The organism is Streptomyces sp. RK62 (genome assembly GCF_018070255.1).
Taxonomy (GTDB): Bacteria; Actinomycetota; Actinomycetes; order Streptomycetales; family Streptomycetaceae; genus Streptomyces; species Streptomyces nigra.
Genome location: NZ_JAGPYD010000007.1, coordinates 266949 through 283631, shown reverse-complemented (window position 1 = coordinate 283631; position 16683 = coordinate 266949). Strand labels below are relative to the sequence as shown.

Below are 16683 nucleotides of genomic sequence, written 5' to 3'. Positions count from 1 at the left end.
TGCGTCACCGATGAGTTTGCGAGACCGTAAAAGTCTCCCCATGCGTGACCCAAAAACGCGGAAGGACCCCCCGGAAGGACCACGAAGCATGAGCACGCAGACGACCGGTCTCGCCATCGAGACCGCGGGCCTGGTGAAGACGTTCGGTGAGACACGGGCCGTCGACGGCGTGGACCTCGCGGTTCCGGCCGGCACGGTCTACGGCGTCCTGGGCCCGAACGGCGCCGGCAAGACGACCACGGTGAAGATGCTCGCCACCCTGCTGCGCCCGGACGGCGGCGAGGCCCATGTGTTCGGCCACGACGTGGTCCGCGAGGCCGACGCGGTCCGCGGCCGGGTCAGCCTCACCGGCCAGTACGCCTCGGTCGACGAGGACCTGACCGGCACGGAGAACCTCGTCCTGCTGGCCCGCCTCCTCGGCCACCGCAAGCCGGCCGCACGCGAGCGCGCCGCCCAACTGCTGGAGGCCTTCGGGCTGACGGACGCGGCGGGCAAGCAGGTCAAGAACTACTCGGGCGGGATGCGCCGCCGGATCGACATCGCCGCGTCCATCCTCAACACCCCCGACCTGCTCTTCCTCGACGAGCCGACGACCGGCCTCGACCCGCGCAGCCGCAACCAGGTCTGGGACATCGTCCGCGCGGTCGTCGACCAGGGCACCACCGTGCTGCTGACCACGCAGTATCTGGACGAGGCCGACCAGCTGGCCTCCCGGATCGCCGTCATCGACCGCGGCCGGGTGATCGCGGAGGGCACCAAGGGCGAGCTGAAGGCGTCCGTCGGCGCCGGCACCGTCCATCTGCGGCTGCGGGACCCGGCCCAGCGTCCGCAGGCCGCGGACATCCTGCGGCTGGCCCTCGACGCCGAGGTGCAGGCGGAGCCCGACCCCGTGGCCCTCACCGCCCGCGTCGGCGGCGCCGGCAACGGGCAGGGCGCGGCGGAACAGGCCGGCCGCGCGCTCGCCGAGCTGGCCCGCGGCGGCATCACCGTCGACAACTTCTCGCTGGGCCAGCCCAGCCTGGACGAGGTGTTCCTCGCCCTGACCGGCCACGACACCCACGAGACCGACGGCGACCAGGACGAGGTGGCGGCATGAGCACCGTGACACAGACCGAGAGCGGCGAACTCGCCCCCGTCAGCACCGAGTCGCTCGCCGCGCTGCTGATCGCCAAGGAGCGTCCGCCGCGGCCCAGCGCCTGGTCGGCGTCGATGACGTTCGGTTGGCGGGCCATCCTGAAGATCAAGCATGTGCCGGAGCAGCTCTTCGACGTGACCGCGTTCCCGATCATGCTGGTGCTGATGTACACGTATCTGTTCGGAGGCGCCCTGGCCGGGTCCCCGACGGCGTACATCCAGTTCCTGCTGCCGGGCATCCTGGTGATGTCGGTCGTGATGATCACCATGTACACCGGTGTCTCGGTGAACACCGACATCGAGAAGGGCGTCTTCGACCGGTTCCGGACGCTGCCCATCTGGCGTCCGTCGACGATGGTCGGCTATCTGCTGGGCGACGCCCTGCGCTACACGATCGCGTCCGTCGTGATGCTCACCGTCGGCATGATCCTCGGTTTCCGTCCGGACGGCGGGGTGGGCGGCGTGGTCGCGGGCATCGCGCTGCTGGTCGCCTTCTCCTTCGCCTTCTCGTGGATCTGGACGATGTTCGGGCTGATGCTGCGCTCCGAGAAGTCGGTGATGGGCGTCAGCATGATGGTGATCTTCCCGCTGACCTTCCTGTCCAACGTCTTCGTCGACCCGAAGACCATGCCGGGTTGGCTCCAGGCGTTCGTCAACAACAGCCCGATCACGCATCTCGCCTCGGCGGTGCGCGGGCTGATGGCGGGCGACTGGCCGGCGGCCGACATCGCCTGGTCGCTCGGGTGGACGTGCCTGTTCGTGCTGGTCTTCGGGCCGATCACGATGCGGCTGTACAACCGCAAGTAGAACCGGGCGGGGCGTCAGTCCTGGGGCAGCGGCCGGGCGTCGGGTGCCACATGTGCGCCCGGCGTCATCCGCACGATGGTGATGAGCCGGTCCGTCAGCTCCAGGGTGCCGACGGCCGGGTCGTCGTAGCCGAGCACCCTGTGCCCGCGCAGGACGCTGATCACCAGGTCGTCCAGCTCCCGGGGCTTCTTGCCCACCTCGGCCTTTATGACCGGCCGTTCGACGATGTCGAGTCCGGTGCCCTGGTGGATCAGGTCCTCCAGCACCATGCCGGCCGCCGGGCTGAGCACGGACAGACCGAGCAGCCGTCCGGCCGCGCTGGCGCTGGTGATGACGGCGTCCGCCCCGGACTGCTTCAGCAGCGGCGCGTTCTCCTCCTCTCGGACCGCGGCCACGATCTTGGCTCCCCGGTTGAGCTGGCGGGCCGTGAGGGTCACCAGCACGGCCGTGTCGTCACGCTGGGTCGCGATGATGATCTTCCGCGCCTTGTGCACCTCGGCCCGCTTCAGGACCTCGCTGCGTGTCGCGTCCCCGGTGACCCCGGCGTAGCCCTCGGCGACGGCCGCCTCGATCACCTTGGAGCTGGGATCGACCACGACGACCTGGTTCTTGCTCAGTCCGGTCGCACAGACGGTCTGGATCGCCGAACGGCCCTTGGTGCCGAAGCCGACGACGACGGTGTGGTCACGCAAGGTGGACCTCCAGCGGTTCAGGCGCCATTCCTCGCGGGTCCGTTCGGTCAGGACCTCGAGCGTGGTGCCGACCAGGATGATCAGGAAGAGCACCCGCATGGGCGTGATGACGAAGATATTCGTGAACCGGGCAGCGTCGCTGACCGGGGTGATGTCCCCGTACCCGGTGGTCGACAGCGTGACGGTCGAGTAGTAGAAGGCGTCGAGAAGGTCGACCGAGCCGTCGGAGCTGTCGTTGTATCCCCCGTGGTCGGCGTAGACGATCAGCGCCGTGAGCACCAGCAGGGCGAGGGCCAGCGACACCCGCTTGGCGACCTGCCGGAAGGGGTGCTCCACGATCTTCTTCGGGAGCGTGACCCGATAGGTCTCGATCCGCTCGTCCGCCTGACGGGCGATCGCGTCCTGACCCGGAAGTTTCACGTGAAACACACCTCGATACCGGCAGCCGCCCAGGGCAGATCCAGCAGTGCGGTCTCCTGACCGGCGCGGGCACCGCCGGGCGGTACGACGGCCAGGGCGTCGGCCGCCGCCATGCCCCGCAGCATGGCCGGCCCGTGGTAGTGCAGCGGCACCGCGTGGTCACCGCGCAGGACCACCGGCACCAGCCGGGTGTCGTACGGGTGCCCGTGCACCGCTTCCTTCAGCGGGAGCGTGTAGGACTCCGGCGCGGGGCGTGCCGCGAGCGTGCGCAGCAGCGGCTCGGCGAGCGTGAGCAGCCCCGAGACGGCGGCCAGGGGGTTGCCGGGCAGGCCGACCAGGTGCTGGTCCTCCTTGAGGCGGGCCAGCAGCATGGGGTGGCCGGGGCGCACCGCGACACCGTCCACCAGCAGCTCGGCGCCCATGCGGTCCAGTGTGGGGTGCACATGGTCGACAGGTCCGGCGGCGGTGCCGCCCGTGGTGACGACGAGGTCGGCGGACGAGGTGCCGAGCGCCTTCTGCAGGGCCTTGGCGGAGTCGCCGAGCCGGCGCACGGCGACGATCTCGGCGCCGAGGGCGCGCAGCCAGGGCGGCAGCATCGGCCCGAGGGCGTCCCGGATCAGTCCGTCGTGGGGGAGCCCCTCGGTGAGCAACTCGTCGCCGAGGACGAGGACTTCCACCCGGGGGCGGGGCACGGCGGTGAGGGTGTCGTACCCGGCAGCGGCGGCCAGGCCGAGCACGGCCGGGGTCACGATGGTGCCGGTCGCGAGCAGATGGTCGCCGGTTCGGCACTCCTGGCCGCGCGGGCGGATGTCCTGGCCGGGCTCGATGTCCCGGTCGGCGTGCAGCCGGCCCTTGGCGTCGGTGTGCCCGTGCTCGGAGCGCAGCACGGCGGTGGTGTCCGGCGGGATCCGGGCGCCGGTCGCGATCCGGACGGCCTCACCGTCGGTCAGCGCGGCGGCGTCGGCGTGCCCGGCGAGGACGCCCTCCTCCCGGACCGCCCAGGGGCCGGGACCGGCGATCGCCCAGCCGTCCATCGCGGAGGTGTCGAAGGAGGGGAGGTCCGTCAGGGCGGTGAGCGGGGCGGCGAGGGTCAGGCCCAGGGCGGCGTCCAGCGGCACCGAGACGGGGGCGCGGCGTGCGGCCTTCACGGCGGCGCGGGCCGCCTGGGCGGCGATCTCGCGGGCGTCGGGCCAGCGGGTGGCCCGGTGGCCGCCGTCCTTGCCGTGCCCCCCGGAGCTCTGGGGGCGCGGGGCGGGCGCGGGCGCGGAGTCGCCGTGTGTGGGCGGGGTGTGGCCGTGGCCGTCGTTCACCAGGGCGAGCACCTCCTCGATGTCGAGGTCCTCGGCGTCCTCACCGGCACGCGTGCCGCCGGGGGTCATCCGGCGTCCGGACGGGTGCCGGGGGTGGCGTCGCGGGTGGCGTCGGGAGCCGCGTCGGCCTGGGCGGCCGCGGCCTCGTCGGCCCAGCGCTGGGCGAGGGCGGCGGCCTTGCGGGACGCCTCGGCGACGGCTTCGGGGCCTCCCTGGGCCCGGCCCGCCGCGTAGCCGCGGGCCCGGCCCGCCGCGTAGCCGACGAGGAAGGTGGTCAGGGGAGCCGCGGGCCGCGCGACGCCGTGGGCCGCGTCCCGGGCCAGGTCCAGCAGAACCTTGATGTCGACGTCGAGGTCGATGCCCAGTTCGTCCTTGGCTGCGGAAATCCATTCATCCAACACGTGCCCATGCTCCCTGATGCGTGCCCTGGCGGTGGCGAGGTCGTCCCAGGTGTCGCAGTCGAAGGACGCGACGGGATCCGGGACGCGGGTGAGGTCGAGGGCGCCGGTCAGCCGGCGCAGGGGGAGACCGGTGAGAGCGCCGTGCTCCTCGGTGAGCGCGGCCAGTTCGCTGCGCAGGGCGGCGGCGCGGTAGGCGGCGACGAGCGGCTGGTCGCGGCCGTCGGCGTCGGTGAGCAGCGCGCCCGCCGCGTCCGGGGCGGCCCCCAGGGTCGCCAGCAGAGTGTGCACCGTGGCCTCGTGGAGGAACGGCAGATCGGCGGAGAGGACGACGACCGTCTCCGCGGTGGTGTGCCGGAGCCCGGCGTCGAGGGCGGCGAGCGGGCCGCCGCCGGGCGGGTCCTCCCGCGCCCAGCGCACCGGCCGGGCGGTGGGGCGCGGGCCGGCGACGACGACGGTCGCGCGCGCGTCGGCGCAGGCGCCGAGGACCCGGTCGAGCAGGGCCCGGCCGCCCACGCGCAGCCCGGGCTTGTCCACGCCGCCCAGCCGCCGGGCCGCCCCGCCGGCGAGCACGACGGCGTCGTACGCGGCGGGGGGAGCGCCCGGCGGGGGCGTGGGCTCGTACGCGGTCACCCCCCGAGTATGCGTGCCTCCGCGATCACAGGGAACGCGCGGGGGGCCGCCCGTCGCGACGGCTACGTCACAGGGTGCGCAGGAGCACCGCCGGGTTCTCGACGCAGTCCGCCACATGGCGCAGGAAGCCGCCCGCCGTACCGCCGTCGCAGACCCGGTGGTCGAAGGTGAGCGCGAGCTCGACGACCTGGCGGACCGCCAGCTCCCCTTCGTGCACCCACGGCTTGGGGATGATGCGGCCGACGCCGAGCATCGCGGCTTCCGGGTGGTTGATGATCGGGGTGGAGCCGTCGACGCCGAACACGCCGTAGTTGTTCAGCGTGAAGGTGCCGCCGGTCAGTTCGGCCGGGGTGAGGGTGCCGGCGCGGGCCGACTCGGTGAGCCGGGCGAACTCGGCGGTCAGCGACTCCGCGTCCCGTGCGTGGGCGTCCCGGACGACCGGGACGACGAGGCCCCGCTCGGTCTGCGCGGCGAAGCCGAGGTGCACCTGCTCCAGCTGGACGACCTCCCTGGCCTCCATGTCGACCGTGGAGTTCAGCTCGGGGAACCGGGCGAGGGCGGCCGTGCAGATCCGGGCCAGCAGGGCGAGCAGGGAGATCTTCGGCCCGCCCGCGGCGTTCATCGCGGTGCGCGCGCGCATCAGCTCCGTGGCGTCGGCGTCCACCCAGCAGGTCGCGTCCGGGATCTCGCGCCGGCTGCGGGAGAGCTTGTCGGCGACGGCGCCGCGCACGCCCTTGAGGGGCACACGGATACCGGCGGCGGGCGCGGAGGAGCGGATGGGGCTCTGCGCGGGAGCGGGCGCCGGAGCGGGGGCCGTCGGCTGTGCGGTGCGGCGGGTCTCGGCGGCCCGCAGGGCGTACTCGACGTCGGCGCGCAGGATCAGCCCGTCCGGTCCGGAGCCGTGCAGCTCCCGCAGGTCCAGGCCGTTCTCCCGGGCGAGACGGCGCACGAGCGGAGAGATCACGGGCACCGGGCCGTCCTGGTGGACCGGCTCGGCGGCGGGCGGTGCTTCGGTGCCGTGGCCGGCGGCGGTGCCGACGGGCCGCGCCACCCGCTCGGCGTGCGGGGCGCCCGCGCGCGGGGCGCCGTTCGTGCCGGCGTTCGGCGCGGCCGGGCGTACGCGGCGGCGGCGTGCGGGCGCCTCGGAGGTGCCGTAGCCCACCAGGACGTTGCCCGAGCCCTCGGAGTCCTCGCCGGAGGCGTCGGGGGACGGCGCGCCGACGGCGACCGTCAGCAGCGGTGCCCCGACGGGCAGTTCGGTGCCCTCCTCACCGAAGCGGGCGGTGACGACACCGCCGTAGGGGCAGGGCACCTCGACCATCGCCTTGGCCGTCTCGACCTCGACGACCGGCTGGTCGATCGCGACGACGTCACCGACCTCGACCAGCCAGCGCACGATCTCCGCCTCGGTGAGCCCCTCACCGAGGTCGGGGAGCTTGAACTCCAGCACCTGTGCCATCAGCTCTCGGCCTCCCACTGCAGACGCCCGACGGCGTCCAGGATGCGGTCCACGCCGGGCAGATGGTGCCGCTCCAGCATCGGCGGCGGGTAGGGGATGTCGAACCCGGCCACTCGCAGCACCGGCGCCTCCAGATGGTGGAAGCAGCGCTCCGTGACCCGGGCCGCGATCTCCCCGCCCGGGCCGCCGAACCCGCCCGACTCGTGCACGACGACCGCGCGTCCCGTCCGCCGCACCGAGGCGGCGACCGTCTCGTCGTCGAACGGCACCAGTGAGCGCAGGTCGACGACCTCCAGGTCCCAGCCCTCCTCGCGCGCCGCCTCGGCGGCCTCGAGACAGACGGGCACGGACGGTCCGTACGTGATGAGCGTGGCGCTCCGGCCGGAGCGCCGCACCACCGCGCGGCCGATCGGTTCGACGGACTGCGGCTCCTCCGGGTTCCAGTCGGCCTTCGACCAGTAGAGCCGCTTGGGCTCCAGGAAGACGACCGGGTCGTCGGAGGCGATGGAGGCGCGCAGCAGGCCGTAGGCGTCGGCGACGGTCGCGGGCGTGACGACATGGAGCCCCGGAGTCGCCATGTAGTACGCCTCGGAGGAGTCGCTGTGGTGCTCGACGCCGCCGATGCCGCCACCGTAGGGCACGCGGATGGTGATCGGGAGCGGCATCCTGCCGCGGGTGCGGTTGCGCATCTTCGCCACGTGCGAGACGAGCTGCTCGAACGCCGGGTAGGCGAACGCGTCGAACTGCATCTCCACGACCGGGCGCAGGCCGTACATGGCCATGCCGACCGCGGTGCCGAGGATGCCCGCCTCGGCCAGCGGGGTGTCGGTGCAGCGGTCCTCGCCGAACTCCTTGGCGAGTCCGTCGGTGACGCGGAAGACACCGCCGAGAGTGCCGACGTCCTCGCCCATGACGTGCACGGACGGGTCGGCGGCCATGGCGTCGCGCATCGCGCGCGTGAGGGCCTGTGCCATGGTGGCCGGCTTGACGGCGACGGTGGTCATCGGTGCGCACCCCCGTGGGTGTCGTGCTCGGCGTCGAGCTCGGCCCGCAACTGGGCCTCCTGCTCGCGCAGTTGCGGCGTGGGCTCGGCGTAGACGTGGGCGAACAGGTCCGCCGGGTCGAGTGCCGCGTCCTGGTTCATGCGCTCGCGCAGGTCGGCGGCCATGGCCTCGGCTGCGTCCCGGGCGGCCTCCCGGCCGGCCTCGTCGAGCAGGCCGCGCGCGGTCAGCTCGCGGTCCAGGAGGGCGATCGGGTCGTGGTCGCGCCAGGCCTCCACCTCGGCGTCGCCGCGGTAACGGGTGGCGTCGTCGGCGTTGGTGTGCGCGTCGATGCGGTAGGTGACCGCCTCGATCAGCGTGGGTCCGCCGCCCTCGCGGGCGCGCCGCACGGCCTCGCCGAGCACCTCGTGCACGGCGGCCGCGTCGTTGCCGTCGACCAGGCGGCCGGGCATCCCGTAGCCGACGGCCTTGTGGGCCAGCGACGGGGCCGCGGTCTGCTTGGCGAGCGGGACGGAGATCGCGAAGCCGTTGTTCTGCACGAGGAAGACGACCGGGGCCTGCCAGACGGCCGCGAAGTTCAGCGCCTCGTGGAAGTCGCCCTCGCTGGTGCCGCCGTCGCCGACCATGGCGAGCGCGACCACGTCGTCGCCCTTGATGCGGGCGGCGTGCGCGAGCCCGACGGCATGCGGGAGCTGGGTGGCGAGCGGCGTGGACAGGGGCGCCACGCGGTGCTCGTAGGGGTCGTAGCCGGTGTGCCAGTCGCCGCGGAGCAGCGTCAGCGCCTCGACGGGGTCCACACCGCGGGCGACGGCCGCGAGGGTGTCGCGGTAGCTCGGGAAGAGCCAGTCGCGCTCCTCGAGGGCCAGCGCGGCGGCGACCTCGCAGGCCTCCTGGCCGGTGCTGGACGGGTAGACCGCGAGACGGCCCTGCTTGGTGAGCGCGGTCGCCTGCGCGTTGTACCGGCGGCCGCGCACCAGCTCGGCGTACAGCCGGCGCAGCAGATCCGGGTCGGCCTTCGCGGCGGCCTCGGTGCCGAGAACGCGGTACGGCTCCGCGTCGGGCAGCAGGGGCGCGGGGTCCGTGCGGGGCTGCCAGGCGGGCGGCGGCGATGGCCGGTACGCGCCTCGCTGCTCCATGACCGTCATGACGGCACCTCCTCGTGGGAGTGGCTACAGGAGGCGCGGCGTCCGTGACGCGCCTCACCTACCGATTGTTCGGTCGCCGGCACATTTTGGCTACAGGCACCCCCAGGCTGTGGACAAACGGTTCTCCACAGCCTCCAATGAACGCAGGACGTCCACGTGAGGAGGGTGGGGGGCCATGGAGTCTGAACAAATGGCCGAAGGCGAGGGGGACGGCCCGGTCCGGCCGCCGGCCCGTCCGCTGGACGCCATAGATCAGGACATCCTCCAGATGCTCCAGGCGGACGGCCGCGCCTCGATCCGGTCGGTCGCCGAGCGGGTGCACGTCTCCCGGGCCAACGCCTACGCCCGGATCAACCGGCTCGTCGAGGACGGCGTCATCCGCGGCTTCGGCGCCCGCGTCGACCACGAACGGGCGGGCCACGGCACCTCGGCCTACATCACCCTGAAGATCGTCCAGAACTCCTGGCGCACGGTCCGCGAACAGCTCCGCCGGCTGCCCGGCGCCTCCCACATCGCCCTGGTCGGCGGCGACTTCGACGTACTGCTCCTGGTGCACACCCCCGACAACAGGGCGCTGCGCGAGCTCGTCCTCACCCGGCTCCAGGCGATCCCGGAGGTGCTCAGCACCCGCACCCTGCTCGTCTTCGAGGAGGAGGACCTGGAGCCCCAGGGCTGACCCGCGCCCGTACGCCCCCGCCGCCGGTCAGCCGGCCTTGCGCAGCCCGTCGAAGACCAGGCGGACCACCGTCTCGGCGACCTCGCGCTGGTTCATCCCGCGGCCGTCCGGCCGGTACCACTCGACGATCGAGTTGATCATGCCGAAGACGAGCCGGGTGGCCAGGCGCACCTCGACGTCGGCGCGCACCTCGCCGTCCGCCGCGGCCGCCTTCAGCAGCTCGGCGACCCGGTGGTCGAAGTCGCGGCGCCGCTCCAGCGCCCACCGCTCGGTGTCGGTGTTGCCCCGCACCCGCAGCAGCAGCGTGACGTACGGCAGCTCGGTTATCAGCACCTCGACCATGCGCCGTACGACGTACTCCAGCCGGTCGGCGGCGTGGCCCGTGCGCGCGTGCTCCTCGTCGAGGATCCCGAACAGGCCGTCCAGGGCGCGGCTGACGGCACGCTGCAGCAGCTCCTCCTTGCCGGTCACATGGTGGTAGATCGACGACTTGGAGATGCCGGCCGCCTTGGAAAGGTGCTCCATGGAGGTGCCGTCGTAGCCCCGCTCGTTGAAGACCTGGACGGCGACCGAGAGCAGCGTCTCCGGCGTGTACGTGTCGCGCTTGGCAGTGGTCATGGGGTGCTGCCCTCCCGGGTCATGAGGAGCCGCCCTGGCGCTTGTCGGAGGCGTAGGCGTGGCGGTACAGCGCGAGGGACGGGGCGTAGCGGCCCGACGGATCGCGCAGGTGCAGGTCGTCGAGGAGGGCGTAGGCCCAGTTGCGTCCCAGCCGGCGGCTCCACTCGAAGGGGCCGAGAGGGTAGTTCACACCCAGGCGCATCGCGGTGTCGATGTCCTCCTCGGTGGCGACGCCCTTGGCGACGGCGTCGTGCGCCAGGTCGACGATCCGTGCCACGGTCCGGGCGACGATCATGCCGGGGACGTCGCCGATGACGCTGACGTCCTTGCCGAGCGCCTGGAAGAGCCCGACGGCCTCCGCGAGGGTCGCCGGCGAGGTGTCCTGGGAGGCGGACAGGGCGATCCGGGTGGCCCGTCGGTAGTCGAGGGCGAGGTCGAAGTACACGACGTCGCGGAACTCCACCGAGGTCTGCCCGTCGGCGAGCGCCAGCTGGCCGCCGCTCGGCAGCACCAGGCGGGTGCCGTGGTCCTCTTCCTCCTCGCGCACCGGGATGCCGGCCTCGCGGATCAGCGCCAGCAGCTCGGAGGCCGGACCGAGGTCGCCCTCGGCCACGACGTGGGCGGGGGTGCGGCCGGGCTCGGCGGTGTGCGGCTCGGGCCGCTCGGCGGTCCCGTCGGCGTAGTCGTACCAGCCGTGCCCGGTCTTGCGGCCCAGCCGGCCGGACTCGACCAGGCGCCGCTGGGCGAGCGAGGGCGTGAAGCGCACGTCCTGGAAGAAGGACTCCCACACGGAGGTCGTCACGGACTCGTTGACGTCCTGCCCGATCAGGTCGGTGAGCTCGAACGCGCCCATCCGGAAGCCGCCGCACTCGCGCAGCACGGCGTCGATGGTGGCCGGGTCGGCGCCCTGCGCCTCGTACACGGCGAACGCCTCGGCGTAGAAGGGCCGTGCGATGCGGTTGACGATGAAGCCGGGGGTGTCGGCGCAGGCGACCGGCGTCTTGCCCCACGCGCGGGCCGTCTCGTACGCGCGCGTGGCCGATGTGACGTCGGTGGCGAACCCGGAGACGACCTCGACCAGCGGCAGCAGCGGGGCGGGGTTGAAGAAGTGCAGGCCGACGAACCGGCCCGGGTTGGCGAGCGCGCCGCCGATGGCCGTCACCGACAGGGAGGAGGTGTTGGTGGCGAGCAGGCAGTCCTCGCCCACGATGCCCTCCAGCTCGCGGAACAGCTCCTGCTTGACGTCCAGGCGCTCCAGCACGGCCTCGACGACCAGGGCGCAGTCGGCGAGGTCACCGAGCGACTCGGCGGGCAGCAGCCGGTCCCGCGCCGCGTCGCGGTCGGCGCCGCTCAGGCGCTCCTTCTCGACGAGCCGGTCCAGGCGCGCGACGATGGCGTCGGCGGCGGCCCGGGCCCTCCCCGGAGCGGCGTCGTACAGCCGTACGGGATGCCCCGCCACCAGTGCGACCTGGGCGATGCCCTGGCCCATGGTGCCGGTGCCGACGACGGCCACGGGGCTGCTGAGGTCGAGTGCTGTCATGGGCGCGATCCTCCCGCACGGGGTTTTCCACAGATGCGGCGGACCCCCTTGAACCGACCGATCGTTCGGTTACTCTAACTCTGACCGCCTGTTCCTGCCCATGTTTCTGCCCAGGTCATGAGCTCGACGAAGAGCTCAGGAAACGAGGAGTTGGTCCTGCATGGCCACCGCCGAACTCACCGCCCACGAGCTGATCGCCAAGCACCGGCCCACTCTCGACCAGGCCCTGGAGGCGATCCGTACCCGCGCCTACTGGTCCCCGCACCCGGAGCACCCCAAGGCCTACGGGGAGAACGGCAGCCTGGACGCGGCGGCGGGCAAGGCCGCCTTCGACGCCCTCCTCGGCAGCCGCCTCGACCTCGGCCAGCCCGGCACGGACGGCTGGGTCGGCGGCGAGACCTCCCCGTACGGCGTCGAGCTGGGCGTGGAGTACCCGCACGCGGACCTCGACGAGCTGCTGCCGGCCATGCGGTCCGGCATGCGGCAGTGGCGGGACGCGGGCGCCGAGACCCGCGCGGTGGTCTGTCTGGAGATCCTCAAGCGGATCAGCGACCGGACGCACGAGTTCGCGCACGCCGTCATGCACACCTCCGGCCAGGCGTTCATGATGGCGCTCCAGGCGGGCGGCCCCCACGCACAGGACCGCGGCCTGGAGGCGGTGGCCTACGCGTACGTCGAGCAGGTCCGCACCCCCGACAACGCCGAGTGGACCAAGCCCCAGGGCAAGCGCGACCCGCTGGCGCTGAACAAGCGGTTCACGCCCGTCCCGCGCGGCATCGCCCTGCTCATCGGCTGCAACACCTTCCCGACGTGGAACGGCTACCCGGGCCTGTTCGCCTCCCTCGCCACCGGCAACGCCGTCCTGGTCAAGCCGCATCCGCGCGCGGTGCTGCCGCTCGCGCTCACCGTCCAGGTCGCGCGCCAGGTCCTCACCGAGGCCGGCTTCGACCCGAACCTGGTCGCGCTGGCCGCCGAGCGCCCCGGCGAGGGCATCGCCAAGACCCTGGCGACCCGCCCCGAGATCCGGATCATCGACTACACCGGCTCCACCGAGTTCGGCGACTGGCTGGAGGCCAACGCCCGCCAGGCGCAGGTCTACACGGAGAAGGCCGGCGTCAACACGGTCGTCGTGGACTCCACCGACGACTACAAGGGGATGCTCTCCAACCTGGCGTTCTCGCTGTCCCTCTACAGCGGCCAGATGTGCACCACCCCGCAGAACCTGCTCATCCCGCGCGACGGCATCCGCACCGACCAGGGCCCCAAGACCTACGACGAGGTCGTCGCCGACCTCGCGCGCGCGGTCGACGGCCTCCTCGGCGACGACGCCCGCGCCAACGCGCTCCTCGGGGCCCTGGTCAACCCGGACGTGAAGGCCCGGCTGGAGGCCGCCCCCGGCCTCGGCGAAGTCGCCCTCGCCTCACGGGAGATCACCCACCCGGAGTTCCCGGGCGCGGTGGTACGCACCCCGGTCATCGTGAAGCTGGACGGCGCCAAGCCCGACGACGAGGCCGCCTACATGAGCGAGTGCTTCGGTCCGGTGTCGTTCGCCGTCGCCGTCGACTCGTCGGCCGACGCGGTGGAGCTGCTGCGGCGCACGGTGCGCGAGAAGGGCGCGATGACCGTCGGGGCGTACACCACCGACGACGAGGTCGAGCAGGCCGTGCAGGAGGTCTGCTTCGACGAGGCGGCCCAGCTGTCGCTGAACCTCACGGGCGGCGTGTACGTCAACCAGACGGCCGCGTTCTCCGACTTCCACGGCTCGGGCGGCAACCCCGCGGCCAACGCGGCGCTGTGCGACGGCGCGTTCGTCGCCAACCGCTTCCGTGTGGTCGAGGTGCGCCGCGAGGCTCAGGGCCTGTCCTGACCCGGGGCCGCGCCCCCGGTCAGACTCCAGTGGTACAGCGTCATGGCCACGCTGGTGGCCAGGTTGTAGCTGGAGACCTGGGGGCGCATCGGCAGCGCCACCAAGCGGTCGGCCCGCGCGCGTAGCCCGGCCGACAGCCCGCTGCGCTCGGACCCGAAGGCGAGGACGGCGTCGTCCGGGAGCTCGACGCCCCGGATGTCGTCGCCCTCGGGGTCCAGCGCGAACAGCGGGCCAGGCGGCAGCTCCGCCACGTCCAGCCGCTCCACGGCCGTCGCGAAGTGCAGGCCCGCCCCGCCGCGCACGACCGTCGGATGCCAGGGGTCCAGGGTGCCGGTGGTGACCACCCCGGTCGCGCCGAACCCCGCGGCCAGCCGGATCACGGCCCCCGCGTTGCCGAGGTGACGCGGGTCGTCGAGGACCACGACGGGGGCGGTGCGCCCGGCCCGCGCCAGCCGCGCCAGATTGGCCTCGCGGGACGGGCGTACGGCGAGGGCGGCCACCGCGGTGGGATGCGGACGCGGCACGAGCGCGGCGTACTCCGCCTGCGTGACCTCGGTCAGCAGCGCGTCCAGGGCGTCCCGCACGTCCGGGGCCAGTTCCTCGGCGAGGGCGAGCGCCGCCTTGCGGTCGACGGCCACCGCCACCAGGACCTCGGCGCCGAAGCGGACGGCGTGCTTGAGGGCGTGGAAGCCGTCCAGCAGGACGGACGTGCCGGAGAGGCGGTGCCAGAGGCGCGAGGCGTCGGCACCCGTGGCGGGGTCGGTCATGCCGTGAAGCCTACGTGCGTGGGCTCGGGGTCCTCCGGGGCCCGCTGTTCCGGCACCGCCCGCCGGCCGTCGCCCCGCCGCCGGACCGCGCCCGCCAGCCGGGCCCGCGCGCGGGCCGCCCGTCCGCCGAGCCGGCGCAGGAACGGCGTCGGCAGGAACACCGCGTCCGCCGCGATCATCGCCAGCGAGAAGAACGGCAGCCCGAGCACGACCGCGATCACGGCGTGCTCGGTGATCATCGCCGCGAGCAGGACGTTCTTCACTCTCCGGTGGAACAGCGTGAACGGGAACGCGACCTGCACGAGGACCGTGCCGTAAGTGATGAGCAGGACCATGGTGCCGCTCGCGGACAGCAGCTCGGCGAGATCCGCCCACGGCGAGAAGTACTCGAGGTGCAGCGGGTAGTAGACGGCCGTGCCGTCCTGCCAGCGCGAGCCCTGGATCTTGTACCAGCCGGCGGTCGCGTAGATCAGACACGCCTCCGCCATGATCACGAACAGGGCGCCGTTGTGCGCGATGTTGCCGACGACGTCGAGCAGGATGCGGGGCTGGTCGGTGCGCGCCCGGCGGTCCACGACCCACCACACCGCCGTGCCCAGCCACACCGTCCACAGGATCACCGGGATCGTCGGGTCCCCGTCGAGCCGGCCCACGGCGGTGACCGCGCCCAGCACCAGGCCGAGCACCGCCCACAGCGCCGGGCCCACCCGGTCGGCACCGCCCCGCTCGCCCCGCGCGCGGGCCGCCTCCGCGCGACGCGCGCGGCGCCGGTCCAGCGACCAGACCTGGCCGCAGCGCGTGAAGACCAGATAGACGCACATCAGATGCAGCACGTTGTCGCCGCCGTCGCCCACGAAGACCGAGCGGTTCTGCAGCGAGAGCACCCCGACCATGAACAGCACGGACGTCGTGCGGGTGCGCCAGCCGAGCAGCAGCAGCACCGACGCCAGCACGGCGAAGGCGTAGACGGTCTCGAACCAGAGCCGGCTGCCGGACCACATCAGGGCGGTGAAGGCCCCGTTCGTGCCGACCAGCTGCTGGGCGAGGTCGAAGTCCCACGGCCCGTCGGGCCCGTACAGCTCCTGCCGGTGCGGGAGCTCCCGCAGCAGGAACAGCAGCCAGGTCGCCGTGAACCCGATCCGGATCACGGCCGTCTGGTACGGCCCGAGCGCGGACTCGGTCACCCGGGCGATGGCGGCGGAGACGCAGAGCGCGACGCGGTTCACCGGGCACCCTCCTCCGCGCGGGCCTCCGGGACCCGCCACCAGGGCAGGACCCGGTAGGTGGGCCGGTCGGAGACCTGCTCGTCGCTCCACTTCGGGGGGCGCACATTGGTGGTGCGGGAGCGCACCTGGACGCGCTCCACGACACCGCCGTCACCGGCCGCGTCCGCGCGCTCCAGGCGCAGCTCGACGGTCCGCCGCAGATAGGACTCGGAGAGGGCTCCGCGCAGACCCACCGGACGGTTCTCGGCGTCGTGCGTGGCGACGAAGAAGTCCCAGGCCCGGCGCAGGGCGTTCTGCTGGGTGTGGCTGGGGAGCGGATTGCCGTCGATGGCCCGGCCGTCCTCGGCCGACAGGTCGTACCAGCGGGTGGTGCGGATCCGGCCGTCGGCGGTCGCCACGCTGGCGCGGGCCTGGACGGCGATGTTCTGCTGCAGCGGGTTCGGCGCGAACAGCTTCCAGTTCTGCTCGAACTCCGGATATATCCAGTCGTCTATCGCCTGTCCGTGCTGCTTGGTGACCGTGTTCGACGGCGCGACATGCAGGAAGACCATGGCGATGTGGACGCAGACGGTGATGGCGACGACGGCGAGGGCGAGGGCCGCGGCGATCTGGTACCGCAGCGAGAGCGCCGCCACCCCGCCCCGGGCCACCACCGGATCGGCTCCCGGCTCCGTTTCCGGCTCCGTTTCCGGCTCCGTTTCCGTCTGCGGGGCGGGCGGGGGCGCGTCGGCGGCCGGAGCGTCATGCGGCTCCTCACCGGGCCCGTGCCGCACGGCCGAGCCTGCCTCGTGCGCGTCCATCCTGCCCCGTTCCCCGATTCCGGTCCGTCTTTCCCAGGCGTCGCACGGGAACGGTACTCAGGCTTGCCCGCCGGGCACACCCCCTGCCGGGCCGCCGTTGCCCACACCATACGGGGGTCCGGGCGAGGGCATTCCCTTCTTCTAGAACCTGTTCTATCTTGACGCTCCGTCAGATCGCTCTGTGCCGGGA

Annotated in this window: 15 protein-coding genes; 4 read left to right on the top strand and 11 right to left on the bottom strand. The window is 73.0% G+C overall.

The genetic code is table 11. The features are described from left to right. Positions 1-88: 88 nt before the first annotated feature. The gene (locus KBY32_RS15885; RefSeq protein ID WP_055621105.1) at positions 89-1096 is read left to right on the top strand and encodes an ATP-binding cassette domain-containing protein; all 1008 of its coding nucleotides are present in this window, start codon (positions 89-91) and stop codon (positions 1094-1096) included. After that, positions 1093-1941, top strand: a complete 849-nt coding sequence (locus tag KBY32_RS15880) for an ABC transporter permease (protein WP_055621104.1) — start codon at positions 1093-1095, stop codon at positions 1939-1941. The genes KBY32_RS15885 and KBY32_RS15880 overlap by 4 nt, the downstream gene beginning before the upstream one ends. 14 nt (positions 1942-1955) lie before the next feature. On the opposite strand, the gene KBY32_RS15875 is transcribed toward KBY32_RS15880, so the two are convergent. The 6 genes from KBY32_RS15875 to pdhA form a co-directional block, all read right to left on the bottom strand. Then, positions 1956-3062, bottom strand: a complete 1107-nt coding sequence (locus KBY32_RS15875; RefSeq protein ID WP_079033569.1) for a TrkA family potassium uptake protein — start codon at positions 3060-3062, stop codon at positions 1956-1958. Continuing rightward, positions 3050-4432 (bottom strand): molybdopterin molybdotransferase MoeA, encoded by a 1383-nt coding sequence (locus KBY32_RS15870; protein ID WP_210980489.1) that lies wholly within the window; start codon positions 4430-4432, stop codon positions 3050-3052. The genes KBY32_RS15875 and KBY32_RS15870 overlap by 13 nt, the downstream gene beginning before the upstream one ends. After that, positions 4429-5394, bottom strand: coding sequence for an NTP transferase domain-containing protein (locus KBY32_RS15865; RefSeq protein WP_308293740.1), 966 nt, complete (start codon positions 5392-5394; stop codon positions 4429-4431). The genes KBY32_RS15870 and KBY32_RS15865 overlap by 4 nt, the downstream gene beginning before the upstream one ends. Positions 5395-5461: 67 nt before the next feature. Next, positions 5462-6853 carry a dihydrolipoamide acetyltransferase family protein gene (locus tag KBY32_RS15860; RefSeq protein ID WP_210980487.1) on the bottom strand — a complete coding sequence of 464 codons (1392 nt, stop codon included), beginning with the start codon at positions 6851-6853 and terminating at the stop codon, positions 5462-5464. After that, the gene (locus tag KBY32_RS15855) at positions 6853-7857 is read right to left on the bottom strand and encodes an alpha-ketoacid dehydrogenase subunit beta (protein WP_210980486.1); all 1005 of its coding nucleotides are present in this window, start codon (positions 7855-7857) and stop codon (positions 6853-6855) included. Before KBY32_RS15855 ends, KBY32_RS15860 begins: the two co-directional genes overlap by 1 nt. After that, entirely contained in the window at positions 7854-8999 is a 1146-nt protein-coding gene (gene pdhA, locus KBY32_RS15850; RefSeq protein ID WP_055621098.1) for a pyruvate dehydrogenase (acetyl-transferring) E1 component subunit alpha, read from the bottom strand. Before pdhA ends, KBY32_RS15855 begins: the two co-directional genes overlap by 4 nt. 175 nt (positions 9000-9174) lie before the next feature. On the opposite strand from pdhA, the gene KBY32_RS15845 reads away from it, so the two are divergent. After that, positions 9175-9675: an Lrp/AsnC family transcriptional regulator gene (locus KBY32_RS15845; RefSeq protein ID WP_370592082.1), complete on the top strand. Its 501-nt coding sequence runs from the start codon at positions 9175-9177 to the stop codon at positions 9673-9675. A 27-nt stretch (positions 9676-9702) separates the two neighbouring features. On the opposite strand, the gene KBY32_RS15840 is transcribed toward KBY32_RS15845, so the two are convergent. Next, entirely contained in the window at positions 9703-10293 is a 591-nt protein-coding gene (locus KBY32_RS15840) for a TetR/AcrR family transcriptional regulator (RefSeq protein ID WP_055621096.1), read from the bottom strand. Between the two features lie 19 nt (positions 10294-10312). Further along, positions 10313-11833, bottom strand: a complete 1521-nt coding sequence (locus tag KBY32_RS15835) for a 3-hydroxyacyl-CoA dehydrogenase (protein WP_055621095.1) — start codon at positions 11831-11833, stop codon at positions 10313-10315. 160 nt (positions 11834-11993) lie between these two features. Between KBY32_RS15835 and paaN the strand changes: the two genes are divergently transcribed. Beyond that, positions 11994-13700 carry a phenylacetic acid degradation protein PaaN gene (gene paaN, locus KBY32_RS15830; RefSeq protein ID WP_210980485.1) on the top strand — a complete coding sequence of 569 codons (1707 nt, stop codon included), beginning with the start codon at positions 11994-11996 and terminating at the stop codon, positions 13698-13700. Here the strand turns inward: paaN and KBY32_RS15825 are convergent. Genes KBY32_RS15825 through KBY32_RS15815 form a run of 3 tightly spaced genes read right to left on the bottom strand, consistent with a single transcriptional unit; the run spans position 13685 to position 16493 of the window. Next, the gene (locus KBY32_RS15825; RefSeq protein WP_210980484.1) at positions 13685-14467 is read right to left on the bottom strand and encodes an RNA methyltransferase; all 783 of its coding nucleotides are present in this window, start codon (positions 14465-14467) and stop codon (positions 13685-13687) included. The two genes, paaN and KBY32_RS15825, sit on opposite strands and share 16 nt — an antisense overlap. Then, entirely contained in the window at positions 14464-15693 is a 1230-nt protein-coding gene (locus tag KBY32_RS15820) for an HTTM domain-containing protein (RefSeq protein ID WP_210980483.1), read from the bottom strand. Before KBY32_RS15820 ends, KBY32_RS15825 begins: the two co-directional genes overlap by 4 nt. Beyond that, positions 15690-16493: a DUF5819 family protein gene (locus KBY32_RS15815; protein WP_210980482.1), complete on the bottom strand. Its 804-nt coding sequence runs from the start codon at positions 16491-16493 to the stop codon at positions 15690-15692. The genes KBY32_RS15820 and KBY32_RS15815 overlap by 4 nt, the downstream gene beginning before the upstream one ends. Positions 16494-16683 lie beyond the last annotated feature (190 nt).